Here is a 15,190-nt window from a genome sequence, read left to right as displayed (position 1 = left end):
GCCGGACGCGGGGGACGGCAGGGGACGATTGCTCAGCCCTTCAGCTGGGTGAACCGTAGGTGGTTGCCGAAGGGGTCGCGCAGGCCGCAGTCGATGCCGTACGGGCGCTCCGTCGGCTCGTCGGTGAACTCCACGCCCCGGGCCCGCAGGGTCTCGTACGTCGCACGGCAGTCGTCGGTGGTGAGGATGAGCGCGGCGCCCAGCGCGCCCTTCGTCAGAAGGTCGCGCACCTGTGCGGCCGTCTCCTCGGACATCGCCGGAGGGCCCGGCTTCTCCAGCAGGACCTGGCGGTCGGGGTGGCCGGGGACGTTGACGGTGAGCCAGCGCATGAAGCCCATGTCGACATCGGCGCCGACCTCCAGGCCGAGCGTGCCGACGTAGAAGTCGAGGGCCTGGTCCTGGTCGAGGACGTAGATCTGTGAGTGCGTGATGGCGGTGAACATGTGCCTCACGTTAGCCAGCGGGGGCCACGGAAACTTGTCCAGAACTGCTCGATCGGGCGGCCGGTCGCGAGGCGCGCCCGCGGTCAGGCGTGCGGCCGGGTCCACGCCTTCGTGAAGCAGGTGGGTACGGCGGCGCCGGCGGTCTCCCTGCGGTACGTCCTCGGGGACGTCCCGACGAGGTCGCTGAACGTCCGGCTGAAGGTGCCCGGGCTGTTGAACCCCACCTCGTAGCAGATGTCGGTCACCTTGCGGTCGGTCTCCCGCAGCAGCGCCATCGCGCGCTCGACGCGGCGCCGTTGCAGGAAGCGGTGCGGTGTCTCGCCGAACGTGGCACGGAACGTCCGCGCGAAGTGGGCCGGGGAGACATGGGCGATCCGGGCCAGGGCCGGCACGTCGAGCGGCTGCGCGTACGCACGGTCCATCGCGTCCCGCGCCCGGAGCATACGGCGGTTGGTCTCCTCCACGGCGCGGCTCACGGTGCCATCCTGCCACCCTGGCCGGGCCGTCACCCGGCGGCTTCGTGCCTCACGCCTCATGGGGGAGCGGCAGGGTGGCGGCTTGGTGCGCGGGCCCGGTGCCCGGCGCGTCGTGGTCCGGGACCTGCGCCGTGCCCGGACTGGCCGGTGCGGCCGACGGCCTCACGATGCGGTGCTGGACCAGGCAGACGGCCATGAGTGTCGCTCCCAGCACCGGCCAGGCGAACGCCCCCGCGCTCACGGCGGCTCCGGCGACCACCGGCCCCAGGCTCCGTTGCGCCGACTGGGCCAGTCCGTGCACACCCAGGTAGGCGCCCTGCGCCTCGTCGGGGGCCAGGGCGACGGACAGCTCCCAGGAGGACAGGGCGTGCAGGATCTCGGCGAGGCTGAAGGCGACGGCCGCGACGAGGACGGCGCAGGTGGCGAACCAGGGTCCGCCGCCCGCCGAGGCCGCGAGCGCCACCCCGCCCGTCAGGAACGCGGCGCCGACGGGCAGGAGCAGTGTGCGCGCGCCCTCTCGTGTCTCCCCGAAACGGGAGAGAGGGACCTGGAGCGCGATCACCAGCACGCTGTTGAGGACGAGGACCAAGGGCGCCAGACCGACCGGCGCGTCGGTGGCGTGGACGATCCAGAGGGGGAAGGCCACCTGGAGCAGGCTGTCGTCCAGGAACAGCCAGATCTCCGTCCCCGTGAACGCGAGGTAGCGGCGGTCGCGCCAGGGCGTCACCCCGCCCACGGGCGCGACGGGCCCGCCCTTCGCGGCGACCACGCGGCTGGGCGCGGGCGGCTCGGCGCAACGCAGGGTCAGGAGCGCGATGACGAGGTAGGAGGCGACATTGGCCACCAGGAGCGCCTGGTAGGACGCGGTGGTGCCCACGGTGAGCACGGCGGCGGCCCCCGCGGCGCCGACCGCCCACCCGATGTTCACCGCGGTGCGCTGGACGGCCTGGTAGCGGACGCGGTGCGGACCCGCGATGCGGGCGGCGAACAGCTTGGTCAGGACGCTCGACGCCCGGTCGGGCAGCGCGCCGAGCGCCGAGAAGAGCGTCAGCAGCGCAGGGTCGCGCGTGGTCAGCAGGGCCAGCAGCGCCGCGCCCCGGGCCAGTTGGGCGACGACCAGGGCGCGCGTGACGGGAAAGCGGTCGGCCAGCCGCCCGGCGAGCGGTGGACCGGCGATGCCGAGGATGCCGGAGACCCCCATGAGGATGCCGATCTCGGCCACCGTCAGGTGGGCGACGTAGAGGAAGTAGAGCGTCGCGGCCCCGCTCCACAGGCCGGTGCCCACCTTGTCGACGACCGCGACCACCAGCATGCGCCTGCCGTCCCGGCCGCCCGGCACGGCGAGCCGCCGTACGAACGGGACACGGCTCGATGTGGACCCCATCAGCCCCCCCTTGACATCTTCTTTGTATCGGTACAAACTTTGCTCTGTGGCAGAACAATATGGCATCGCCGGTGGTACGGCCAGGGAGATTTCCGCGTCGGTGGAGAGCCGGGTGGCCGACGGCACTCTCCGGCCGGGATCCTCGCTGCCCCCGGTGCGGAGGCTCGCGGAGGAGCTGGGGGTCAGTGCCGGTACGGTCGCGTCGGCCTACAAGGAGCTGCGCGGGCGTGGCGTGGTGGTGACGCTGGGGCGGGGCGGCACGGTGGTGGCGTCGGTGCCCGCCGTCACCTCACGGCGCCCTCCCCGTGTGCCCACGGGGTTGCGGGACCTGGCCGGCGGCCACCCCGATCCCGCCTGTCTCCCGGTGCTGAGCCCGCCCGCACGCGTCGCCCCCGTGCCCGGGTCGCACCGTGCGTCCCCGAGGCTCGCGGCGCTGGAGGACGCGGCCCGTGACTGGTTCGCGCGGGACGGGGTGCCGACCGGTTCGGTGACCTTCGCGCACGGGGCGCTGGACTGCATCGGCCGGCTGCTGTCCACCGAGCTGAGGCCCGGCGACTCCGTCGCGGTGGAGGACCCCGGCTTCCACCACCTGCTCGACCTGGTGCCCGCGCTCGGTCTGCGCATGCTGCCGGTGGCGGTGGACGACGAGGGCATCCGCCCCGAGGCGCTGCGCACCGCGCTGCGGACCGGGACCAAAGCTCTGGTGTGCAGTCCGCGCGGACAGAGCCCGTTCGGCGGACGCTTCACTCCGGCCCGGCGCGACGAACTCCTGGCCGTACTGCGCGAGTTCCCCGACGTACTCGTCGTGGAGGACGATCACAACGCGGAGATCGCCGGCGCGGAGGCGGTGACCCTCGTCTCCGGAGGGCTGCCCCGGTGGGCCCAGGTGCGGACGGTGTCCAAGCACCTCGGCATCGACCTGCGGTGGGCCGCTCTCGCCTGTGACCCCGCCACCCTGGCACGGCACGACGGGCGCCTGCTGCTGACCTCCGGGTGGGTGAGTCACATCCTCCAGGCCACCGTGGAGGACCTGTTGACCGATCGGTCGGTCACCCGGCTGGTCGCCGAAGCGGCCCGTACCTACGCCGCCCGCCGCGAGGCCCTGTGCGCGGCGCTGGGTGAGCACGGCATCGCGGCCCACGGGGTGAGCGGCCTCAACGTCTGGGTGCCCGTCCGGGACGAGTCCGCCGTCGTCAACGGGCTGCGCACCCGGGGCTGGTGGACGGCGGCGGGGACCCGCTTCCGCATCGCGACCCCACCGGGGGTGCGGGTCACCACCGCCACCCTCACCCCGGCGGAAGCGTCCGTACTGGCACGGGACTTCGCCGAGATCCTCGTCGACTCACAGGCGGTGTACGGGGGTTAGGGCGTCTCGCCGGGCTCTACGCGCCGGTCGTGCCGTCGAGCAGCTCCCGGAGGATGTCCAGGTGCCCGTTGTGACGGGCTGTCTCCTCGGTGAGGTGGAGGAGGATCCAGCGCAGGTCGACGTGGAGGCCGCCCCGGATGGTTCCCTCGGACCGCTTGTCCAGGTCGTTCCCGGCGACCAGTTCACGGTAGCGGGCGCTCTGTCCGGCGTACTCGTCGAGCAACTGCGGGAGCGCGAAGTCGACGGCGATCCGCATTTCGCGGTCGGGGTCCTCGTCCGTCATGGGAGCCCGGTCCTCCTCGCCGAGGAAGATCACCTGGAACCAGTAGTACTCGACCCAGCGGAGGTGGTTGATCACTCCGCTCATGGTCATCAACGGCGAGCCCGGCAGGAGCGCCTTGCGGGCGTTCTCCGCGGAGACGCCGTCACACTTGGCGCGGGCGGTGTCGCGTGCGTAGTCGAGGAACGTGGTGAGCTGGGTGCGTTCGTCCCAGGCGGGCGGCGTGTCGTTCATTCTGGTCATCGCGCGAAGCATCCCCGATCACCGCGACCGGTGTCGAGGCATTTCACGAGGGGCCCGGCCTCACCCGCCGCCGGCCGCCCCACGTGGTCCGGCGGACGGGCCCTGGACGGTGGATCACGTGACGGCGGCCCGGGCCCGGAAGCGGCCCTCGGCCCGAGCGGTGGCCGTCAGGCGGCGGAGGGGGTGCGGATGGCGGCGATGTCGAACTGGAGGCGGAGCCGCTCACTCACCATGGCCCCGCCCTCGGCCAGCCGGGCGTTGTACGTCAGCCCCCAGTCGGAGCGGTTGATGGTGGTCGTCCCGTCGAAACCGACCCGCTCGTAGCCGAACGGGTCGGTCACGTAACCGATGTAGGTGAGATCCAGGGTCACCGGACGGGTGATGCCACGGATGGTGAGGTCGCCGTGCATGCGGTAGACGTCCTTGCCGACGAGCTGCACGGTGCCGCTGACGAAGACGATCCGGGGGTGGTTCCTGGCATCCAGGAAGTCACGGCCGATCACATGGGCGTCGCGCTGCTCCACGCCCGTGTCGACGCTGGCGGTGACCAGCGAGATCTCGGCGCGGGACCGGGACGGGTCGCGTCCGTCGAAGTAGAGACGGCTCTCGTACTCCAGGAAGGCGCCGCGCACCGTCGTCACCATCGCGTGCCGCACCGAGAAGCCGATCCTGCTGTGCGCCGGGTCGATCATCCACTCCCCGGTGAGGGCCGCCATCCGCGGGTCGAGCGAGGCGGCAGCACCTGTGGCCACCGGAGCGGCGGTCGGCTCCTGCGCGGGGGATTCCGGGCGTCGGAGCAAGGAGCTGCGGCTGAAGAGGTTCATGACAGTTAGTTACTCTGGGGTAAGTGACGCCCGCAAGAGATGATCAAGGAACCCGACCATTCGTGGTCGGACCTTCACAAGGTGACCTCCCGGCGAAGCCCCGGTGGTAGCCGAGCGTGCGAGGCCGCGGATGTGGGGCCGTGGTGCGCGGGGTTCTCCCGGAGGGCTCTGTCGTACCCCCTCGGTACGCTCGGACCATGAGCGTCTCCCTCTACTACCGTGCGAGCAGGGCCACCCCGCCGACAGATGCCGAGACGGCCGCTGTCGAGCGGATCGTCGCCGCCCACAGGGCGGCCTTCCCGTACGAGGACCAGGAAAGCCTGTACCTCTACGCGCGCGACGCCGGCCGGCCGGACGAGGTGGTCGCCGGGTCCACCAAACTGCCGCTGGACACCGACAAGGTGCTGCCGGTGCTCGACCATGTGCTGGGCTCGGTCAGCGAGTTGCGCCGCGCACTGCCGGGAGCCCGCTGGCAGGTGCACATGGACGACCTCGACGTCCCGTGGGACGAGACCGAGGGTTACGCCTTTCCCGGCATGCGTGATCCGGACCTCGCCGCCGAGCTGGGCCGTCTCTGATGCTCCGGGGCGCATGGAGGTGCGCAGGGGCGGTGGTGCTCCTCGTGGCGACGCTGGCCGGCTGCGGGGAGAGCGGGTCGCCGGCGCGGACAGGAGCGGCAACCGCGCCCGCCGAGGTGCGCACCGACGCCGCCCTGCTGGCGACGTGCGTGGAGCTACCGGCCGAACCGGAGAAGGTCCGCTGGCGCGTCCGGCCGCTGGGCGTACAGGGGAGAGCGCCCGGACCCACCGATCACCAGCTGGAAGGCGTCGTCCGGCTCGTCCAGGGGGAAGCGGCGAGGCTGCGTGCCACGGGGGTTTGGGAGCCCGATCCGTCCGGAGTCCCTGTCCCTCCGGAGCTGGCTCCCGGCCTGGACGCGGCGCACGGCTGGACCCGCAACCTCGCTCTGGAGGACGACGCCGCCGAAGGAGCGCCGCACTTCCTCCTCAACCAGGAGGCGAACGCCCTCTACGTCTGGGCCCTCAACCCGCGGTGCGGGCCATGAGAGACGGCTGATCTGCCGGTGATGCCGGGCGCAGGGGCCGCGCCGCAGCCCAGGGGGTCCGCCTGTCCTCCCGGTGCAGGCGGGCACCGCGCCGGCGCCCACCGGGAGGACACGCGGACGTCAGCGGGCGGCTGCCGCCCACAGCTCCATGTCGGTGAGGATCAGCCGGCCCGGCCGCTGTTCGGCGGTGTCCGGGACCACGGCCCGCACCACGGGCCGGTCGCCCTTCTCCACGGTCACCTTCGTCCCGTCGAACTTCGGTGACTCGTCGCTGACCACCGTCCGCAGATCGGCCGCCAGCTTCTTGGCCGTCGCGTCGTCCTCGACGACGAAGCACAGCACCTCGGTGTTCTCGTCGGCGGTCTTCGCCCGCTGGCCCAGGGCGGCCAGAAGCACCGGGTCGGGGGAGCTGGACCGGTTGAAGTCCGCGCGGTAGACGTCCCCCAGGCACTCGGCGGCGCGCTCGAACTCCTTGTCGTCGGCCAGCGAGGAACCCTCCTCCGGGCTCACGGCCGACATGGGGTCGGACTCCCCGGCCCCGTACGAGACCTCGTCGTCCGAGACCTGGAGCGTCACCCCGCTGCCCTCGGGGTGCGACCAGACCTCCTCGCCGTCCCGCTCGCCCTGCTCGTAGCCGCTCGCCTTCAGCGCCGCGGTCATCGCCGGCACGTCGAACGAACCCCTCCAGTGGCCGGCCTGGTCGGTGTCGACCGCGGTGTCGATCTGGGAGACCTTGAACTGCTTCCCCAGCAGACCGGGCTGGTACGGATTCAGCAGAGGACTGCTCGGCTGCGACACGGAGGCGAAGCGTTTCGGATCGTCCTCGCTCAGCTTGCGCACCTCGTCGGCGTCGACGAAGGACACCTGCTTCTCGTCGGCCTCGGCGGAGAGGGACCCCAGACCGGTGAGCAGCTCGGACCCGCCGTCGCCCTCGTCCGAACCGGACGAGCAGCCGGTGGCCGCGAGAAGGAGAGCGGTGGCGAGAACGGCGGCGCCGGTGACCGGTGTGCGTGCTGATATGCGCATGATCCAGCAGCGTATACCGGCACTCGGCGCAGGACACGGCCGTAGGGGCGGAGCGTCAGGCGAGTGGGGTGAGTTTCTTCGCCGTACTGCAGTGCTCGGTCCGTCCATGGCGCCACAACTGCACTGCGGTCAGGGTGAGAAGAGCGGCGAACACGGCCAGGAAGATGCCCGCGATCGCCGCCTGCCGGCCGCCTGCCGCCGGATCGTCGAGGGAGAGCAGGCCGAGGACGGAGAGAAGGGTCCCCGCCAGGTACACCGAGCGGACGCGCCGCAGCTGCCGCACCGCACGAGGAGCAAGAGCAACACGCTTCACGAGAGCCATGCTCACCTCCGTACCCCCTGTGGCGGCGATGAGACACCGATGCACCGTGGATTTCCGGGCACCCGATGTGCTGACCGTCCATCGCCCGGTGTGAGGAGCCGACGTGACCCTGGTGCAGCTCGATCTTCCCGACCCGAAGGCGATGCGAGGGCCGTGGGCGGCACTCGCCGCCGTGCAGGCCGCCGCCGGGCACGGTGAGCGGTGCCGGGCACTCGGGTCGCTCTGGCACTACGACGACGGGCACGGCAGCTGGGCGGAGCTGCACCACCTCGACGAGGGGCGCGCCGTGCTCCTCGGGCAGGACCGGAACGAGTCGGCGACGTTCTACGCCGAGGCCTCCGACTTCTTCGAGGAGCCCGAGACGGATCTGCTGGCAGGCGCGCCCGGCTGGTGGGAGCCGCCCGTGCGCGGGGCGCGCGAGGAGCAGCTCTTCCTCGGTTTCGTGTACGGCTACGACGGCAGCCTGTGGTGGCGGGCGGACTACGCGGCCGAGGACGGGTTCGAGGCGCTGCGGCTGCCGGCGCTCAGCAGCGAAGGGACCCGTGAAGCCGTCGTGACCGTGGTCCGGCGCGCGGCGGGCTCCGGCGTCCCGGAACCGTCGCAGGAGAGCGTCGGCGCGCTGATCGACGCCGGTGCCGCACCCGATCCCGCCGCGGTGGCCGCCGTCGTCCCCGCGGGCTGGGACGTGGATGCCGCCGTGGCTGCGGCCCGTGCGTTCCAGGGAGGGTGACGGGTCCCCTGCCGGCTCCCGGCCCTGCCGCACCGCACTCCCGAACCACCAAGTATCTTGATTATTGAAATACATTGGTCGTGCGAGGGAGTCCTGAGTGATCTCGTCCGTGTTCGCCCTGCTCGCGATCGCGCAGGTGTGCCTGGCGGTCTCCGTGGCCCGCTGCCGGCGTACGGTGCCAGGTCTGCCGACCGTTGTGCCGGTCCTGGTGTGTGCCGCACTCGTGTGGGACAACGGTGTGATCGCGGTGGGGGATCTGCTGGGGGCCGGGCCCCTGCTGGAGACGCTGAGTGTTCCCCGCTTCGCCGCGCACGCGCTCCTGACTCCCCTTCTCGTCCTGTGGTCGTTGTCGGTCGCCGACCGCGCGGGACTGCCGTGGGCGCGGCGCAGGGGCGTGCGAGGCGCCGCCGTCGGCCTCACGGCCCTGCTGGTGGCGGCGGGCGTGCTGCACGACGTCCTCGGCCTGACGTTGCGTACGGAGCGCTGGGCGGACACCCTGCGGTACGTGAACGACGCGGCGTCACCCGTGGGGCCGCTGCCGGCCATCGTCACAGGGCTGGTCGTCCTCCTCACGGGGATCGCGCTGTGGCGGTCCACCGGGTTCGCCCGGCTGGCGGTCGCCGCCGCCGTGATGGTGGCCGTCTCCGGGGCGGCCGCAACGGTGCCCCCGCTCGGAAACGCCGCGGAAGTCGTCCTGAACGCCGGCCTGTTGATGACCGTCCGGGCCATGCCGGTCCGGAAGCGGAAGCCCTCGGCATCCTCTGCGCGCAGCGCCCTTCCCCCACGGTGACGGAGAGGGGCAGCTCGATGTTGGCCACGGTGGGCTCGGGCTTTGGCGCTGTTCGCGGTGGGAGCCCGGCAGTCCCGGGCACGGCCGGAGGGTGCCGGGCCGGTGGAGCGGGGGAGCGCCGCGGGTCGTCATCCGGCCGCCCGTGTCGCGATCGCTCCCCAAAGCTTCACCCAACCTCCCTATAGTGGGGCCGCGTTGATCGTATGGCCGCAACGCGTGAAGCTGTCTCCCAGGAGTCCGTACGATGACGAGCCCCTTCTTATCCGCCGTGCCCGCGTCCGGCGGCGGCTGCCCCGCACACGCCGCCACCGCCCCTGTGCCGCTCAGCGGGCCCGCCTTCCACACCGAACCGCAGGCCCTGTACCGGGACATGCGGCACTCCTACGGGCCCGTGGTGCCGGTCGAGCTCCCCGGGGGCTTCCCCGCCTGGCTCGTCGTGGGCTACCGCGAGCTCCACCAGGTCACCAGCGACGGTGAGCTCTTCCCCAGGGACGTCGGGCTGTGGAACCAGTGGGAGCACATCCCCGAGGACTGGCCCCTGCTCCCCATGGTCGGGCGCCCCATGCCGTCCATCTACTTCACGGCGGGCGCCGAGCACCGGCGGCACTCCGCGCTCGTGGTGCCCGCGCTCGAGGCCGCCGACATGACCGAGATCCGGGGCCACTGCGAGGAACTGGCCGACCGGCTCGTCGACGGTGTGTGCGCCCGGGGGACCGCCGACCTCGTTGCGGACTTCGCCGAGCCGCTGCCCGTGCTCGTGCTCGCCCGGCTCGTCGGCTTCCCCGACGAGGAGGGCAGGGACATCGCCCGCGTCCTGAAGGACCTGGCCGACGGAGGCCCCGGGGCGCAGGAGGCGTACGGGCGCTTCGGCGCGCACATGCGGCGGCTGGTGGAGGCGAAGCGGGCCACGCCCGGGGACGACGTCACCTCCAGGATGCTCGCCGACCCGGAGCCCTTCACCGACGAGGAGTACGCCCTCGACCTGATGGCGATCACCGCGGCAGGGCACCTCACCACCGCCGACTGGATCAGCAACTCCCTGCGCCTGATGCTGACCGAGGACGAGTTCGCCGAGTCCCTCGTGGGCGGCCGGCGCAGCGTCGGGGAGGCGATGAACGAGGTGCTCTGGGAGGAGAGCCCGACCCAGATCCTCGCCGGCCGCTGGGCCGTGCGCGACACCCGGCTCGGCGGGCGGGACATCCGCGCCGGGGACATGGTCCTGCTCGGCCTCGGCGCGGCCAACACCGACCCGCTCGTACGCCAGGAGATGGGGACGGGCCGCACCGGACGCCACCCGGGCAACGGGGCGCACCTGGCGTTCAGCCACGGCGAGTACCGCTGCCCCTTCCCGGCGCAGGAGATCGCGGAGACCATGGCCCGCACCGGGATCGAGGTGCTCCTCGACCGGTTGCCCGACCTCGAACTCGCCGTCCCCGCACAGGACCTCGTACGCAGGCCGTCCGCCTTCCTGCGCGGCATGAACGCACTGCCCGTCCGGTTCGCCCCCGTACACACGACAGGAGACCCGCTGTGAAGTGCCCGTACGCGACGGTGGTCGTCGACCCCATGGTCCAGGACCTCGACGGTGAGACCGAGAAGCTGCGCACCTCCGTCCCGCTCGCCCAGCTCGAACTGCTCGGGGTCCCCGCCTGGACCGTCACCCGGCACGCCGAGGCCCGCCGGCTGCTCGTCGACCCGCGTCTGGTGAAGGACCTGGACGCGTGGGGGCTCTGGCGGAGCGGGGAGGTCACCCACGCCTGGCCGCTGATCGGCATGATCGACGCGGGCCGTTCGATGTTCACCGTGGACGGCGAGGAGCACCGGCGGCTGCGGACGAAGACCTCCCAGGCCCTCACCCCGCGCCGTCTGGAGGCGATCCGGCCGGACATCGAGAAGTTCACCGACGAGCTGCTGGACGCGCTGGCCGAACAGGGCAGGGACGGGGTCGTCGATCTCAAGGCCGTGTTCGCCCAGCCGCTGCCGATGAAGGTGGTCGGACTGCTGATGGGGGTGGACGAGGCACTCCACCCGATGCTGACCCGGCAGTACAAGGCGTTCTTCTCCATGCTCACCCCGCAGGAGGACCGGCTCGCGCTCCTGGCGGAGCTCGACGTCTTCTACGCCGAACTGGTCCGGGAGAAGACCGCGCACCCCACCGACGACCTCACCAGCGGTCTGATCCTCGCCGAGGAGGGCGGGGAGCCCCTCACGGAGGAGGAGGTCGTCGGCAACCTCAAGGCGATGGTGGCTGCGGGCCACGAGACCACGATCGGGCTCATCCTCAACGCCGTCCGCGCGCTCCTCGCCCACCCGGACCAGCTGCGGCTGGTGCTGGACGGGGAGATCCCCTGGGAGACGGTCATCGAGGAGACGCTGCGCTGGGACACTCCCACCACCCACCTCCTCATGCGGTTCGCCACCGAGGACATCCAGGTCGGCGACCAGGTGATAGCGGAGGGGGAGGGCGTGGTGATCTCCTACCGGGCCATCGGCCGGGACACCGCGCACCACGGGGACGACGCCGGGGCCTTCGACATCACCCGGCCCACACCGATACGGCACATGACCTTCGGCCACGGACCGCACATCTGCCCCGGCGCCGCGCTGTCCCGTGTCGAGGCCGGGATCGCGCTGCCCGCGCTCTTCGGCCGCTTCCCCCGGCTGAAGCTCGCGATCGAGGACGACGAGATCCGCAAGCTGCCGGTGATGACGCAGAACGACATGGAGGCGTTCCCCGTGCTGCTGCACGGCTGAGCGGCCCGGGGCGGTCCGGGAGGGCGTCCCGCCACCCCGGACCGGTCCGTCTGTCCGGGATGCCGAACGTCGTCCGGATTCTCGGTGAAATCGGCTCGCGCGCGGCAACCCACGCGGGCCCGGCGGCGACTGCGAGGTGCACCCCGGTCCCCGACCCCCCCCCAAGGAGGTCCCTCGTGAGCCGCACTCTGAGGCGAACCCTCGCCGTACTCCCCGCCGCGTTCCTGCTGGCCCTCGTGCCGGGCAGCGCCTCGGCCTACCCCAACCCGGGCGTCGTCAACGGCGACATCGTCGTCCACGACCCCAGCATGGTCCGCAGTACGTCGGGCCAGTACCTGCTCTACTCGACCGGTGAAGGCCTCCAGCTGCGCACCTCCACCGACCGCACCGCCTTCGGCCGCTCCGGCAACGCCTTCACCACCAAGCCGAGCTGGTGGAAGAACTACTCCTCGGCGTCCGACCCCTGGGCCCCTGACATCTCGTACCGGGGCGGCAAGTACCTGATGTACTACGCCGTCTCGTCCTTCGGCTCGAACACGTCGGCCATCGGTCTCGCGGCCTCCACCACCGGGCAGGCCGGAAGCTGGAGCGACTACGGCATCGTCTACACCTCGAACGCGTCGAGCGACTACAACGCCATCGACCCCAACCTGTTCGTGGACGACGACGGGAAGTGGTGGCTGTCCTTCGGCTCCTGGTGGACCGGGATCAAGATGATCCGGATCGACCCGTCGACGGGCAAGCAGTACTCCGGGGACACCGCCCGGCGCTCGCTCGCCTCCCGTCCCACCGGCACCAAGGCGGTCGAGGCGCCCTCCATCGTCAAGCGCAACGGCTACTACTACCTGTTCGCCTCGTACGACACCTGCTGCGCGGGCACCAGCTCGACGTACAAGATCAAGGTGGGCAGGGCGACCGCCGTCACCGGTCCCTACAAGGACAAGAACGGCGTCAGCATGCTCAGCAACGGCGGTACGCCCGTCATGGAGTCGCACGGACGCTACATCGGCCCCGGCGGACAGTCGATCCTGGCGGACTCCGACGGCGACCTGCTCGTCTACCACTACTACGACGGCCAGGACAACGGCACCCCGAAGCTCGGCGTCAACCTTCTGAACTGGAGCAGCGGATGGCCCGTCGCCTACTGACCCTGCTGAGCGCCCTGCTGCTGGCGTTCGCCCTGGGGCAGCCGACCTCGGCGTCGGCCGCCGAGGGACGTCCGTACACCAACCCGGTCAAGGCGCAGAAGGGCGCCGACCCCTGGATCTCGTACCACGACGGCAACTACTACCTGGTGTCGACGAGTTGGACCGACGTCATCACCATGCGGAAGTCGCCCACGCTGGCGGGGCTCGCCACCGCGCCGAGCGTGCAGGTGTGGCAGGGCGACGCCGCCTCGCGCTGCTGCAACATCTGGGCGCCAGAACTGCACTACTCGGGTGGTCGCTGGTACCTGTACTACGTGGCCGGGCAGAACATCACCGACTACAACCCCACCCAACGTGTGCACGTGCTGCAGAGCGCCGGGTCCGACCCGATGGGGCCCTACACGTACAGGAACCAGCTCGGCGGCACCTGGATGCTCGACCCCAGCGTCCTCACGCTCAACGGCTCGCTGTACCTGCTGGGGAGCGCGAGCGGCGGTGGGACGCAGAATCTCGTGATCGCGCCGATGTCGAACCCGTACACGCTCAGCGGGTCCTTCTCGACCATCTCGTCCCCCACCTACGACTGGGAGAAGTCGGGCGGCACGGTCAACGAGGGCGCCGAAGCGCTCCAGCGGGGCGGGAAGACGTTCATCATCTACTCCGCGAGCGGCTGCTGGACACCCGACTACACACTCGGCCAGCTCACCCTGACCGGCTCCAACCCGCTCTCCGCCTCCTCCTGGACGAAGAAGCCGACCCCGGTCTTCCAGCGGAACGACGGCGCCGGGGTCTACGGGCCCGGTCACAACGGATTCTTCAACTCGCCCGACGGCACCGAGAGCTGGATCGTCTACCACGCCAACGACTCCGCCTCCGACGGCTGTGACAACGGGCGCACGGCGCGGGCGCAGAAGTTCGGCTGGAACTCGGACGGCACCCCGAACCTCGGCACACCCGTCGCGCTCGGTTCGACGAGGGCGGGGCCCTCCGGCGAGACGGCGGCCACCCCGACCGCCTACACCCTGGTCAGCCGGGCCACCGGGAAGTGCCTGGACGTGAGTGGTGCCTCGACCGCCGACGGGGCGAACGTGCAGCAGTGGACGTGCGACGGCTCGACGCGGCAACGGTGGCGCGTCGAGGACAGGGGGGACGACACGAGCCGTCTGGTGAACGCCGCGACGGGCAAGGTGCTCGACACGGCGGACTGTTCCGCGGCCGACGGCGCCGACCTGCGGCAGTGGTCGTGGCTCGACAACACCTGCCAGCGCTTCCGCTTCGTGACGACCGAGGCGGGCGGCTGGGTGCGCATCGTCAACCAGGCCACCGGAAAGGTCGCCGACGTGGCGAACTGCTCGGCGGCCGACGGCGCGGACGTACGGCAGTGGACCTGGCTGAACAACACCTGCCAGCAGTGGAAGCTGACACCGGTCAGCTGAGGACGCCCCGGCCTGCCGGGGCTCCGGCCGGCCTCGGCAGGCCGCACGGCCTGCCCGGTCCGCCGCAGCTCACGGGTCCGCGCCCGTAAGCTGCGGCGGCATGGCAGACCTCCTCGCCCTCGCCCCGCACCGCTCCACCACGACCACCCTGCTCGCGGGGGCGGCGCGTGCGCGCGGCATGGACGTCACCGTCCTGCCGCGCGACGGGCACCGCGCCGGTCCGCCGCCGGGCACCCGGGCGCACTACTACGGCGGCCCGCTCTTCGCCGACTCGGCTCTCGGCGGCCTCGGGATCGCCCTCCTGGAGCCGGCCGGCCGCTGGCTCGACGGTCTGCCGTACGCCTTCACGGGCCGCCGTGTCCGGTGCGTACCGCTCAGTGAGGTCCGGCGGGTACCGGGCCCGCTCTTCGTGAAGCCGCCCACCGACAAGAGCTTCCCGGCCGCCGTGTACGCGGACGGCGAGCGCCCGGGGCTCCCCGCCGGGTCGCAGGACGACCCGCTCGTCCAGATCAGCGAAGTGGTCACCTGGGTCAGGGAGTTCCGGCTCCACCTGCTGGACGGGGAGATACGCACCGGCTCGCAGTACGCCGCATTCGGCCGGCTGGACGTGGCGCCGTTTCCTGGCCATCCGGACGAGACCGCCGTGCGCGCGTTCGCCGCCGGTCTCACCGAGGCCTGCGCGGACTCCCTGCCGAGCGGGGTGGTGCTCGACGTCGGCCTGATGCGCGGGGGCGACGGCCCGGGGGACGCGCGGTGGGCGGTGGTCGAGGCCAACATGGCCTGGTTCAGCAACCTCTACGCCGGCGACCCCGCACGCGCCCTGGACGTGGTGCTCCGCGCGGCGGGCCCCCGGGCCCTGGTCGGGGAACGGGACGCGGGTTTCCGGCGGCGGTGAGACGGTGCCC

General features: G+C 71.8%; 17 protein-coding genes. 10 read left to right on the top strand and 7 right to left on the bottom strand.

Annotation, left to right across the window (positions count from 1 at the left end):
* Positions 1–32: 32 nt before the first annotated feature.
* The 3 genes from ACFY8O_RS23820 to ACFY8O_RS23810 all read right to left on the bottom strand — a co-directional run bounded on the left by ACFY8O_RS23820 (position 33) and on the right by ACFY8O_RS23810 (position 2,303).
* Positions 33–443 (bottom strand): VOC family protein, encoded by a 411-nt coding sequence (locus ACFY8O_RS23820; RefSeq protein ID WP_387905486.1) that lies wholly within the window; start codon positions 441–443, stop codon positions 33–35.
* Between the two features lie 83 nt (positions 444–526).
* On the bottom strand, positions 527–919 hold the full coding sequence (locus ACFY8O_RS23815) for a helix-turn-helix domain-containing protein (RefSeq protein ID WP_387905483.1): 393 nt from the start codon (positions 917–919) through the stop codon (positions 527–529).
* 49 nt (positions 920–968) lie between these two features.
* Positions 969–2,303, bottom strand: a complete 1,335-nt coding sequence (locus ACFY8O_RS23810) for an MFS transporter (RefSeq protein WP_387905481.1) — start codon at positions 2,301–2,303, stop codon at positions 969–971.
* A gap of 46 nt (positions 2,304–2,349) precedes the next feature.
* Between ACFY8O_RS23810 and ACFY8O_RS23805 the strand changes: the two genes are divergently transcribed.
* A complete protein-coding gene (locus ACFY8O_RS23805; RefSeq protein ID WP_387905478.1) occupies positions 2,350–3,669 on the top strand; it encodes an aminotransferase class I/II-fold pyridoxal phosphate-dependent enzyme in 1,320 nt (439 codons plus the stop codon).
* A 16-nt stretch (positions 3,670–3,685) separates the two neighbouring features.
* On the opposite strand, the gene ACFY8O_RS23800 is transcribed toward ACFY8O_RS23805, so the two are convergent.
* The gene (locus ACFY8O_RS23800; RefSeq protein ID WP_387905476.1) at positions 3,686–4,192 is read right to left on the bottom strand and encodes a DinB family protein; all 507 of its coding nucleotides are present in this window, start codon (positions 4,190–4,192) and stop codon (positions 3,686–3,688) included.
* Positions 4,193–4,359: 167 nt separating this feature from the next.
* The gene (locus ACFY8O_RS23795) at positions 4,360–5,016 is read right to left on the bottom strand and encodes a YceI family protein (RefSeq protein ID WP_145811857.1); all 657 of its coding nucleotides are present in this window, start codon (positions 5,014–5,016) and stop codon (positions 4,360–4,362) included.
* A gap of 197 nt (positions 5,017–5,213) precedes the next feature.
* On the opposite strand from ACFY8O_RS23795, the gene ACFY8O_RS23790 reads away from it, so the two are divergent.
* Positions 5,214–5,594 carry a hypothetical protein gene (locus ACFY8O_RS23790; RefSeq protein WP_145811858.1) on the top strand — a complete coding sequence of 127 codons (381 nt, stop codon included), beginning with the start codon at positions 5,214–5,216 and terminating at the stop codon, positions 5,592–5,594.
* 32 nt (positions 5,595–5,626) lie between these two features.
* A complete protein-coding gene (locus ACFY8O_RS23785; protein WP_387905472.1) occupies positions 5,627–6,079 on the top strand; it encodes a hypothetical protein in 453 nt (150 codons plus the stop codon).
* Between the two features lie 120 nt (positions 6,080–6,199).
* Here ACFY8O_RS23785 and ACFY8O_RS23780 read toward each other — a convergent pair whose 3' ends face one another.
* Both ACFY8O_RS23780 and ACFY8O_RS23775 read right to left on the bottom strand, forming a co-directional pair.
* Positions 6,200–7,105, bottom strand: coding sequence for a hypothetical protein (locus tag ACFY8O_RS23780; protein WP_387905470.1), 906 nt, complete (start codon positions 7,103–7,105; stop codon positions 6,200–6,202).
* Between the two features lie 55 nt (positions 7,106–7,160).
* The gene (locus ACFY8O_RS23775; RefSeq protein WP_145811861.1) at positions 7,161–7,427 is read right to left on the bottom strand and encodes a hypothetical protein; all 267 of its coding nucleotides are present in this window, start codon (positions 7,425–7,427) and stop codon (positions 7,161–7,163) included.
* Positions 7,428–7,530: 103 nt separating this feature from the next.
* Here ACFY8O_RS23775 and ACFY8O_RS23770 point away from each other — a divergent pair, with 103 nt between their 5' ends.
* The 7 genes from ACFY8O_RS23770 (at position 7,531) to ACFY8O_RS23740 (ending at position 15,180) form a co-directional block, all read left to right on the top strand.
* On the top strand, positions 7,531–8,157 hold the full coding sequence (locus ACFY8O_RS23770; RefSeq protein ID WP_387905467.1) for a proteophosphoglycan 5: 627 nt from the start codon (positions 7,531–7,533) through the stop codon (positions 8,155–8,157).
* A gap of 97 nt (positions 8,158–8,254) precedes the next feature.
* Positions 8,255–8,947 (top strand): hypothetical protein, encoded by a 693-nt coding sequence (locus ACFY8O_RS23765; RefSeq protein WP_387905465.1) that lies wholly within the window; start codon positions 8,255–8,257, stop codon positions 8,945–8,947.
* A 244-nt stretch (positions 8,948–9,191) separates the two neighbouring features.
* On the top strand, positions 9,192–10,481 hold the full coding sequence (locus ACFY8O_RS23760; protein ID WP_387905462.1) for a cytochrome P450: 1,290 nt from the start codon (positions 9,192–9,194) through the stop codon (positions 10,479–10,481).
* A 32-nt stretch (positions 10,482–10,513) separates the two neighbouring features.
* On the top strand, positions 10,514–11,701 hold the full coding sequence (locus tag ACFY8O_RS23755; RefSeq protein ID WP_387906083.1) for a cytochrome P450 family protein: 1,188 nt from the start codon (positions 10,514–10,516) through the stop codon (positions 11,699–11,701).
* A gap of 176 nt (positions 11,702–11,877) precedes the next feature.
* Positions 11,878–12,849: an arabinan endo-1,5-alpha-L-arabinosidase gene (locus tag ACFY8O_RS23750; RefSeq protein ID WP_145811867.1), complete on the top strand. Its 972-nt coding sequence runs from the start codon at positions 11,878–11,880 to the stop codon at positions 12,847–12,849.
* The gene (locus ACFY8O_RS23745; protein ID WP_387905460.1) at positions 12,831–14,285 is read left to right on the top strand and encodes a family 43 glycosylhydrolase; all 1,455 of its coding nucleotides are present in this window, start codon (positions 12,831–12,833) and stop codon (positions 14,283–14,285) included. The genes ACFY8O_RS23750 and ACFY8O_RS23745 overlap by 19 nt, the downstream gene beginning before the upstream one ends.
* A 100-nt stretch (positions 14,286–14,385) precedes the next feature.
* Positions 14,386–15,180 (top strand): ATP-grasp domain-containing protein, encoded by a 795-nt coding sequence (locus tag ACFY8O_RS23740; RefSeq protein ID WP_387905458.1) that lies wholly within the window; start codon positions 14,386–14,388, stop codon positions 15,178–15,180.
* Positions 15,181–15,190: the final 10 nt, after the last annotated feature.

This window comes from Streptomyces argenteolus (assembly GCF_042902585.1).
Classification (GTDB): Bacteria; Actinomycetota; Actinomycetes; order Streptomycetales; family Streptomycetaceae; genus Streptomyces; species Streptomyces argenteolus.
Note: the sequence above shows the minus strand (reverse complement) of the source record. Positions and strands in the feature narration are given on the sequence as shown.

What these genes read in the sequence shown, in the direction of transcription:
- ACFY8O_RS23820 (WP_387905486.1), bottom strand. Translation starts at nt 443, where the DNA reads ATGTTCACCGCCATCACGCACTCACAGATCTACGTCCTCGACCAGGAC.
- ACFY8O_RS23810 (WP_387905481.1), bottom strand. Translation starts at nt 2,303, where the DNA reads ATGGGGTCCACATCGAGCCGTGTCCCGTTCGTACGGCGGCTCGCCGTG.
- ACFY8O_RS23800 (WP_387905476.1), bottom strand. Translation starts at nt 4,192, where the DNA reads ATGACCAGAATGAACGACACGCCGCCCGCCTGGGACGAACGCACCCAG.
- ACFY8O_RS23795 (WP_145811857.1), bottom strand. Translation starts at nt 5,016, where the DNA reads ATGAACCTCTTCAGCCGCAGCTCCTTGCTCCGACGCCCGGAATCCCCC.
- ACFY8O_RS23790 (WP_145811858.1), top strand. Translation starts at nt 5,214, where the DNA reads ATGAGCGTCTCCCTCTACTACCGTGCGAGCAGGGCCACCCCGCCGACA.
- ACFY8O_RS23780 (WP_387905470.1), bottom strand. Translation starts at nt 7,105, where the DNA reads ATGCGCATATCAGCACGCACACCGGTCACCGGCGCCGCCGTTCTCGCC.
- ACFY8O_RS23775 (WP_145811861.1), bottom strand. Translation starts at nt 7,427, where the DNA reads ATGGCTCTCGTGAAGCGTGTTGCTCTTGCTCCTCGTGCGGTGCGGCAG.
- ACFY8O_RS23760 (WP_387905462.1), top strand. Translation starts at nt 9,192, where the DNA reads ATGACGAGCCCCTTCTTATCCGCCGTGCCCGCGTCCGGCGGCGGCTGC.
- ACFY8O_RS23755 (WP_387906083.1), top strand. Translation starts at nt 10,514, where the DNA reads ATGGTCCAGGACCTCGACGGTGAGACCGAGAAGCTGCGCACCTCCGTC.
- ACFY8O_RS23745 (WP_387905460.1), top strand. Translation starts at nt 12,831, where the DNA reads ATGGCCCGTCGCCTACTGACCCTGCTGAGCGCCCTGCTGCTGGCGTTC.
- ACFY8O_RS23740 (WP_387905458.1), top strand. Translation starts at nt 14,386, where the DNA reads ATGGCAGACCTCCTCGCCCTCGCCCCGCACCGCTCCACCACGACCACC.